We start from the raw sequence: 8,639 nt of genomic DNA, 5'->3' as shown, positions 1-8,639 counted from the left end.
GAGCGCCTGCGCCGGGAGGGCGAGGCCGCCGCGGCGGTCGGCGCGGCGGCGGTGCAGGTGCTGGCGCGACTGGAGGTCTCGATCGCGCGCGCCGCGCAGGAGCGCGCCGAGGTGGAGCGGTCCCGCGCCGGCCGCGAGGAGCAGCTGGTCGCCGTACGGGCGAGCCTGCGCACGCTCGGCGGTGACCTCGACGACCTGGTCAGCGCGGCCCACCGCGACGAGATGGCGCGCACCGAGCAGCGGATGCGGATCGAGCAGCTGGAGGAGAAGGCGCTCGACGAGCTCGGCCTGGACCCGGATGCGCTGGTGGCCGACTACGGTCCGGAGAACCCGGTGCCCCAGCCGCCCGCCGAGGACGGCACCGAGCCGGCGCCGATCCCGTTCGACCGCGCGGAGCAGGCCAAGCGACTGCGCACCGCCGAACGGGCACTGGCCCAGCTCGGCAAGGTCAACCCGTTGGCGCTGGAGGAGTTCGCCGCGATGGAGGAGCGGCACAAGTTCCTCACCGAGCAGATCGAGGACCTCCGCTCGACCCGCAAGGACCTGCTCGACATCGTCAAGGAGGTCGATGCGCGCGTGGAGCAGGTCTTCACCGAGGCCTACCGCGACGTCGAGGCCGCCTTCGACCACGTCTTCGCCCGGCTCTTCCCGGGCGGGGAGGGGCGGCTGGTGCTCACCGAGCCGGACGACATGCTCACCACCGGCATCGAGGTCGAGGCGCGGCCGCCGGGCAAGAAGGTCAAGCGGCTCTCGCTGCTCTCGGGGGGTGAGCGCTCGCTGGTGGCGGTCGCGTTCCTGGTCGCGCTCTTCAAGGCGCGCCCGTCGCCGTTCTACATCCTCGACGAGGTCGAGGCCGCCCTGGACGACACCAACCTCGGCCGGCTGCTGGAGATCTACGACGAGCTGCGCGCCCATTCCCAGCTGCTGGTGATCACCCACCAGAAGCGCACGATGGAGGTGGGCGACGCGCTGTACGGCGTGACCATGCGTGGCGACGGCGTCTCCACGGTCATCTCCCAGCGGCTCCGGGACGCTCAACCGGCCTGACCGGTCGGCCGCGCAGCTCGGACTCTGCGTGGGGCGCCTCGCCGGCGACGTGAGCTATCTCGCTCGCCGGGCGGGTGCGGGCGCGGCCGGGTCCGGGCGGCTGGGTCGATATGGCACCCTGGACGGGGCGATCGGGGGCCACTCGATCGGCGTACCTGTCATCGATCCGATGTCTGTCGGGAGGATCCCACCGTGCTCGCCATCATCATCGTGATGCTGGTCATCTTGGTGCTCGCCGGGATGGTGCTCGCCTATGCGGCCTATCCGGACCGCGGCCGGAAGATCCCGGCCGCACCCTGGCTGAGCGACGCGATGGAGCGGGCGGCCGAGGCGGCCCCGACGATCGACCATGCCGCCGATGACGCTGCGCACCCTGAGTCGCCTGAGTCGCCTGAGTCGCCTGAGTCGCCTGAGTCGCCTGAGTCGCCTGAGTCGCCCGAGTCGCCCGAGTCGCCCGAGTCGCCCGAGTCGGCGGCGGGGGCGGCGCTGGGCACGGGCCTGCGCCGCGACGGCGGACCGGCCGGCAAGCAAGCGGCCGAGGAGAGCGTCACCCGGTCGCCTCGGGACCGGGGTGCCTCGCCCGAGTGAGGCGGAGCCCGGCCGTTCCAGCGGACCCGGGTCGTCCGCGGTGGGGGTCGGCGAGTCGGTCGCCGCCGGGGGCGGTGGTGGTGCCAACCGGTTCCGGACGGAGATCCAGGTGCTCCGGGCGGTGGCGGTCCTCGCGGTCGTGGCCAACCATCTGGCGCCCGGGATCGTGACCGGTGGCTTTCTCGGCGTCGACATCTTCTTCGTGATCTCGGGCTACCTGATCACCTCGCACCTGATCCGCGAGCTGGATCGGACCGGGCGCGTCCGACTGGTGCAGTTCTGGGCCCGTCGAGCGCGGCGGCTGCTGCCCGCCAGCCTGCTGGTGCTGCTGCTCTCGGCGTTGGCGACCCTCGCGGTGGTCCCCGCCACGCTGTGGCAGTTGGTGATGCGGGCAGTTGGTGATGCGCCAGATCGTGGCCTCGGCCCTCTATGTGCAGAACTGGGCGCTCGCTCACGATGCCGAGGACTACTTCGCCTCGTCCAACTCGCCGTCACCGGTGACCCACTACTGGTCGCTGTCGTTGGAGGAGCAGTTCTATCTGCTCTGGCCGGTGCTCGCGGTCGTGGCCTACGTCGTCGGACGGCGGCTCGGTCGCCCTCGTACGGCGCTCGCGCTGGCCTTCGGCGCGGTGGTGGTGGCCTCGCTCGGTTACTCGATCTGGGAGACCGCGCGGTTGCCGCACGCGGCCTACTTCGTGACTCCGGCTCGGATGTGGCAGCTCGGCCTCGGCGGTCTGCTGGCGATGCTGCCGGCCGCCGTACGCGCCCGTTCCGAGGCCGTCCGACACGCAGGCGCGGCGGCGGGCTGGCTGCTGGTGTTCGGCTCCATCGCCCTGTTCACCGAGTCCAGCCCGGTGCCGGGCTGGATCGCGCTGATCCCGGTGCTGGGCGCCGCGCTGGTGATCTTCTGCGGGGACGCGTTCGTGGCCGCATCGCCGGCGGTCCTCCAGGTGCCGGTCCGGGTGTCCGCCTGGATCGGTGGCATCTCCTACTCGCTCTACCTGTGGCACTGGCCGCTGATCGTGCTGACGCCGTACGCCACCGGCCGCCCGCTCACTCCCGCCACCAAGCTGGTGGTGCTGGCGGCGGCGGTCCTGTGCGCCTGGCTCAGCGCCCGTCTCGTCGAAGATCCCGTACGGCGCCTGCGCTGGCTCACCGCCGGCAAGGCGCGACGGACGCTGGTCCCCGCACTGGCCGGGATGCTGGTCGTCGTCGGCTTCGGGCAGTTGTCCACGGCGGGAGTGGACGCCCGGCTCCACCGCGTGGCGGCGGCTGTCGACAACGCGGTCGCCGACGGCGACCGGTGCTTCGGTGCACGCGCCATCGGCAACGACTGCGCCTCCCCACACCTGTTGCGCTACCGCGACGCGCCGCTGTTGCGGATGAGCAACTACTCCACCGGAGGGCCGTCCTGGGGGAACAGCTGCCAGCAGAACCCGACCGACAGCGCGGTCGTCGCCTGTCAGTACGGCGTGCCCGCCGAGGACGCGACGCTGCGGATCGCGGTGGTCGGCGACTCCCACGCCCGGCACTGGACCGGTGCCCTCGACGAGCTGGCGGTCCGCCGTCGCTGGAACATCACCCTGATGGCCAAGTCGTCGTGTACCGTCACCGCCGCCGCGGTGAGCGCCGCCTGGGACCCGACCATCGCCGACAGCTGCCATGCCTGGCTGCGGCGGGTGATCCCGCGGGTGGCTCGCGATCCGGACATCGACGTGGTGGTGACCTCGGCGATCAGTCGGTCCTACCTCCTGCCCGGCGTGCCGAGGCGGGAGCAGCTCCGCCGCCAGATCGCGGGCTACCGGCAGGTGTGGCGGCGGTGGACCCGCGCAGGGAAGAGGGTGGTGGCGATCGGGGACGTGCCCGCCATGGGGTTGGGGGACATCCCGACCTGTGTCGCCGAGGCGGGGAGCTTCGACGATCCCTGTACGACGCCGGTGGCCACCGCGCTTCGAGCCGATCCGCTGCTGCGCGCCGCGCGGGGGGCACACGACGCCGACATCGTGCCGGTGGGCCTGCACCGGTACTTCTGCGATCGACGGCGATGTCATTCGGTGATCGGCGGCGTCGTCGCCTACGGCGACGGCAGCCACATGCTCGCCTTCTTCTCCCGCACCCTCGCGCCGTATCTGCTCGCGCAGATGCGACCGGCCCTTCGCGACGAGCGATGAGGCGGCCACCAGGCGGGGCGTCGTGCCCACGCCGAGGGCGAACGCGGGATCGCCCGGTGCGGCGGCTACAGTGGGCCGCGCAATTTCGGCTTCGAACGGAGAACGCGGCGTGAAGAAGGTCCTCATCACGGGAGGTGCCGGCTTCATCGGACGGCACCTGGCGGACCACCTGGTTCGACACGGCGACTACCGGGTCACGGTCCTGGACAACGAGTCGTTGGGCGATCGAAGACATCTCGACCTGGACGCGGTCCGGTTCATCAAGGGCGACCTGCGCGACCGTGAGCAGCTCCGCGCGGCGCTGACCGGTCAGGACGCGGTCGTCCACCTGGCCGCCGACACCCGGGTGATGGACAGCATCGAGGACCCGGCGAACAACTTCGAGAACAACGTGGTCGGCACCTTCAACCTGCTCGAGCTCTGTCGTGAGCTCGGCGTCCCACGAGTGGTCGCGGCCTCCACCGGTGGCGCGATCCTCGGCGACGTACCGCCACCGGTGCACGAGGAGATGGCGCCCCGGCCGACCTCGCCGTACGGCGCCTCGAAACTCATGCTGGAGGGCTATCTGAGCGCCTACAGCGCCGCGTTCGGGGTCAGCGGCTGCGCGCTGCGGTTCTCCAACATCTACGGGCCCCGCTCGTTCCACAAGGGCTCGGTGGTGGCGCACTTCTTCAAGCAGATCCTCGCCGACCAGCCGCTGGTCGTCTACGGCGACGGCAGCCAGACCCGGGACTACCTCTTCGTCGGCGATCTGGTCGCCGGCATCACCGACGCGGTGGAGAGCGATGCCGAGGGCGCCTACCAGCTCGGCAGCGGACACGGTACGACGATCAACCAGCTGCTCGACGCGATGCGGTCGGTCACCGGTCTCGACCTCGACGTCCGCTATGAGGACTTCCGGGCCGGGGAGGTGCGCGACACCTGGTGTCGGATCGAGAAGGCACGGGCCGGCTTCGGCTTCGACCCGGCCACGCCGCTGGAGGACGGGCTGCGCACCACCTGGCGGTGGTTCACCACCGCCGGGCGGTGAGGCGCCGATGAGCGAGGAGAGCTTTCGCCAGCGTTGGCAGCGTCGGGCGCGGACTCGGCTGGGACGCCTGCGCCGTCGGCTCCGGCCGACGGCGCGGCCCGAGCCGGCCCCGGTTCAGCGCCGGGTCATGCTGCCGTTCACGCCCGTCCAGACCCACCTCGGGGAGGTGATGGACCGGTTCCTGACCCGGGTCGGTCGTGGTCTCGCGAAGTCGTCGGGGGAGCCGGATGACGTGCTGCTCCGCTCGAACTTCCACGCCCTGCACTACCTCAACCAGTCGCCGTCGTTGACCGGTCGGGACCGGCTGCGGCCGGCCGATCACTTCCTCGCCGAGGGCGCGGTGGCCGACCGGAGCCCCAACCCGCACTTCTCGATGAGCGCCTATCTGCGCCGACACCCCGAGCGCGCCGGCGCGCGACCCACGCCGTATCACGCCTGGCTCGCCGAGGGCAGCGAGCTGGGCGAGATCGCCGACCCGGCGCCCGGCGTGGACCTGATGGCACCGGTGCTCGGGCTGAGCCCGCAGCAGGTGGTGCGTGAGGTGGTGGCGATCCGCAGCGACCTCATCGCGCGGCTGTGCACCGGCACGCTCGGCGAGATGATGGCCAAGGCGGCCGAGATCGAGCCGATGGTGGCCGACGCCTGGCGGGAGGTCACCCGACCGAAGATCCCCTCGTTGGTGGCCGAGGAGACGACCGCTCAGGTCGCCGCCATCTTCGACTCCCAGCGGCAGGCGGGCTTCCGGCCCGCGCGGCTGGTGATGGTGGTCAACCGGCCCCGCTGGGGCAGCGGACGACGCCTGGAGGGGCACCTGGCGCACGGGCTGGTCGAGACGGGCCGGCTGCGGGCCGAGGACATCGTGGTCATCTACACCGACGACTCCGGCACCACCCCGCCCGACCGGTACCCCTCGGGTGTCCGGGAGGTCGACTTCCACGGTGTCGCGGGTGAGATGGGCCAGATGCCGGGACCCGTCGCCCAGCGCGCGCTGGTCGAGCTCATCCGGTCGTTCCACGCCGACGCGGTGATCAACATCAACTCCCGGCTGCTCTACGAGTCGCTGATCACCCACGGACCCGCGCTGGTCGCCACCGAGCGGGTGTTCGTGGTGTTCTTCTGCAACGAGCAGAACGCCCGCGGCACCTGGTCGGGGTACCCGATGCGGTACTTCTACCGACAGTTCGAGCAGGTCGCCGGCTGCATCACCGACAGCGCCTACCTGCGCGACTGGTTCCGGGAGCGATACCTGGTCCCGCCCGACGCCGGGGACCGGATCCACGTCTTCCCGGCGCCGGTGGACGTCTCGATCCCGGTGACGCGTGGCCCCGGGCCGGTCGAGGGCCGGCGGCCGCGGGTGTACTGGGCGGGCAGGTGGGACCGGCAGAAGCTGATCAGCGTGGTCCTGCGCACCGCGCGGCTGATGCCCGAGGCGGACTTCCACCTGTGGGGCGAGGCGGTCCTGCAGGGCGAGGGCCCGGACCGGAACGTGCCCGACAACGTCGTCGTCCACGGACGCTACGACAGCTTCGCCGAGCTGCGGCTGGACGAGGCCGACGTGTGGCTCTACACCTCCGGCTGGGACGGCGTACCGAGTCAACTGCTGGAGGTCGCCATGACCGGCCTGCCGATCGTCGGCAGCCTGGTCGGCGGGACCGGTGAGGTGCTCGGCGTGGAGGACTCCTGGCCGGTCGCCGAGGTCAACACACCGGAGGCGTACGTGCAGGCGATCACGCAGGTGCTCGCCGACCCCGCCGAGGCACGCCGACGTGCACTCGCGCTGCGTGAGCGACTGGTGGCCGAGCGCACCGTGGAGGCCTACGCCGACCTGGCCGGCACCGTGCTGCTGGGCCCGAAGAGCGAGGATGCCGATGTCTGAGAGCGTGTCCTCGAGCCCGGCGGCCCGTGCCGACGGGGCCGACGGGGCCGATGGAGCCAATGAGACCGATGGGGCCGAGGAGCGGGTGCCGGAGCGTGCGGTCGATCTGAGCGTGGTGGTGACCGCGCACGACGAGACGGTGGTCTCGGGCCCCACCATGCGCGCGGCGGACGCCGCGATCGCCGTCGCGCGCGAGCGCGGCTATCGGGTCGAACCGATCATCGTGCTCGACAACGTCACCGAGGCGACCCGCTCCTTCTTCTGCCAGCCGGCGCTCGACCACTGGCACCGGCGGGAGTACGGCGAGGGAGACCTGGGCAGGGTCAGGAACGCCGTCGCACCGTCGTGTGCCGGTCGCTACCTGGCCTTCCTCGACGCCGACGATCTCTTCAGCGAGAACTGGCTGGCCGAGGGGATCGCCTGCCTCGACGAGGCCGCGGCCCGTGAGGAGCGGGCCATCGTCCATCCCGAGCTGAACATCGTGTTCGACTCGACGACGTCGATGCTCGTCAACATCGAGCCGGACTCGCCGCTGTTCACCCCGCACTACCTCTACGTCCGCAACTACTACGACTCCCTGGGGATGGCGCCGCGCGAGGCGCACCTGGAGATCCCCTACGTCTCCCGGGACATCGCGAACGGGCTCTCGTTCCAGGATTTCCAGTTCACCATCGAGACGATGAGCCGGGGATGGCACCATCGGGTCGTGCGCGACACCATCATCTTCAAACGCCGGCGGGACTTCTCCCTCGTGGTGGAGAGCTCGAACCGGAAGTCGATCGTGCGGCGATTGCCCGAGATGGCGATCGACCGGATCCGCGACCTGGGCCGGTCACCGCGGTGACCGACTCCGGCGGCGCGCCGGAGCAGACGCGTCCCACCGCGATCCTGGTCAGTGGGATGCACCGCTCCGGCACCTCCGCCCTCACCCGGATGCTGTCGCTGCTCGGGGCCGGCCTTCCGCAGCACCTGATCCCCGGCCGGGAACGGGACAACGCGCCCGGGTTCTGGGAGGGCCGCTCCGTCGTCGACCTCAACGAGGACGTGTTGGCGCGCCGCGACCAGTGGTGGGGCGGCTGGGGCCGTCTGGACCCGGCCTGGCTGCGGCGGCGGGCCGGACTCGTCCGGCAGGTCCAGCAGATCCTCGCCGGCGAGTTCGGTGGCGAGGAGCAGATCGTGATCAAGGATCCGCGGCTCTCGCGCACCATGCCGCTGTGGATCAAGGCCCTGGAGGAGGGCGGCTATCGCTGCGTGCATGTGGTGGCCGTGCGCGACCCGCAGGCGGTGGCCGGCTCGATCCGCAGCCGGAACGGACTCGACCCGCGGGGGAGCCTGTTGTCCTGGCTGGCGCACTCGCTCGACGCCGAGGAGCACACCCGCGAGGCTGCGCGAGTGTTCGTCTCGTTCGAGGCGCTGCTGGCCGACTGGCGCCGTGAGGCCGACCGGATCGGATCGGCGCTGGCGATCGACTGGAGCCGCGATCCCGGCGAGGCGGCCTCCGAGATCGACGAGTTCCTCCGGCCCGACCTGGTGCACGAGGCGGCGGCGCGGAAGCCGGGACGACCGTACTCGGTGGTCGCGCCGGTGGCACGGGTCCTGCGCCGATGGAGCGCCGACGAGGTCCGGCGTCAGGACGCCGCCCAGCTCGACGGCTGGCGTGAGCAGCTGGCCCCGGTGCGCGGTGCCGCCAGCCCGGTGACCCATCTGGCCCGGCTGCGCGAGGAGACGCTTGCCAAGCGTCGCCGGGCGACCGCGGAGGTGCCGGCCCAGGCGTGGATCCGGATGCGCACCGAGGCGCTCGATCTCGAGGCCGCGCAGGCGTGGGCCCAGCTGACCCGGCAGCGTGCGCAGGCCCGCGCGCTGCGCTCGGCCGAGCGCGAGCTCGACCGGCTGCGTCGCCTGATCGCCGACGCCGAGGCGCGCCCGG

7 protein-coding genes and 1 pseudogene are annotated in these 8,639 nt (G+C 71.8%); all 8 read left to right on the top strand.

What is annotated here, in order from left to right; translation table 11 throughout:
* Positions 1-1,047, top strand: a 1,047-nt coding sequence (locus QM638_RS22075) for an AAA family ATPase (RefSeq protein ID WP_415145665.1), incomplete at its 5' end; no start/stop codon positions are given.
* A 192-nt stretch (positions 1,048-1,239) separates the two neighbouring features.
* The gene (locus QM638_RS22070) at positions 1,240-1,635 is read left to right on the top strand and encodes a hypothetical protein (protein ID WP_415145663.1); all 396 of its coding nucleotides are present in this window, start codon (positions 1,240-1,242) and stop codon (positions 1,633-1,635) included.
* Positions 1,619-2,011, top strand: a pseudogene (locus QM638_RS22065) (acyltransferase family protein); the annotation flags it as partial. The gene QM638_RS22070 and the pseudogene QM638_RS22065, both read left to right, overlap by 17 nt.
* A 25-nt stretch (positions 2,012-2,036) precedes the next feature.
* Complete coding sequence (locus QM638_RS22060; protein ID WP_415145661.1) at positions 2,037-3,806, top strand: acyltransferase family protein; 1,770 nt, start codon at positions 2,037-2,039, stop codon at positions 3,804-3,806.
* A gap of 109 nt (positions 3,807-3,915) precedes the next feature.
* Entirely contained in the window at positions 3,916-4,836 is a 921-nt protein-coding gene (locus QM638_RS22055; RefSeq protein WP_415145659.1) for an NAD-dependent epimerase/dehydratase family protein, read from the top strand.
* A gap of 127 nt (positions 4,837-4,963) precedes the next feature.
* On the top strand, positions 4,964-6,712 hold the full coding sequence (locus QM638_RS22050) for a glycosyltransferase family 4 protein (protein ID WP_415145657.1): 1,749 nt from the start codon (positions 4,964-4,966) through the stop codon (positions 6,710-6,712).
* Entirely contained in the window at positions 6,705-7,556 is an 852-nt protein-coding gene (locus QM638_RS22045) for a glycosyltransferase family A protein (protein ID WP_415145655.1), read from the top strand. The genes QM638_RS22050 and QM638_RS22045 overlap by 8 nt, the downstream gene beginning before the upstream one ends.
* A partial coding sequence (locus tag QM638_RS22040; RefSeq protein ID WP_415145653.1) for a sulfotransferase family protein occupies positions 7,553-8,639 on the top strand: 1,087 nt, incomplete at its 3' end. The genes QM638_RS22045 and QM638_RS22040, both read left to right, overlap by 4 nt.

This window comes from Nocardioides sp., assembly GCF_047606145.1.
GTDB lineage: Bacteria > Actinomycetota > Actinomycetes > Propionibacteriales > Nocardioidaceae > Nocardioides.
Note: the sequence above shows the minus strand (reverse complement) of the source record. Positions and strands in the feature narration are given on the sequence as shown.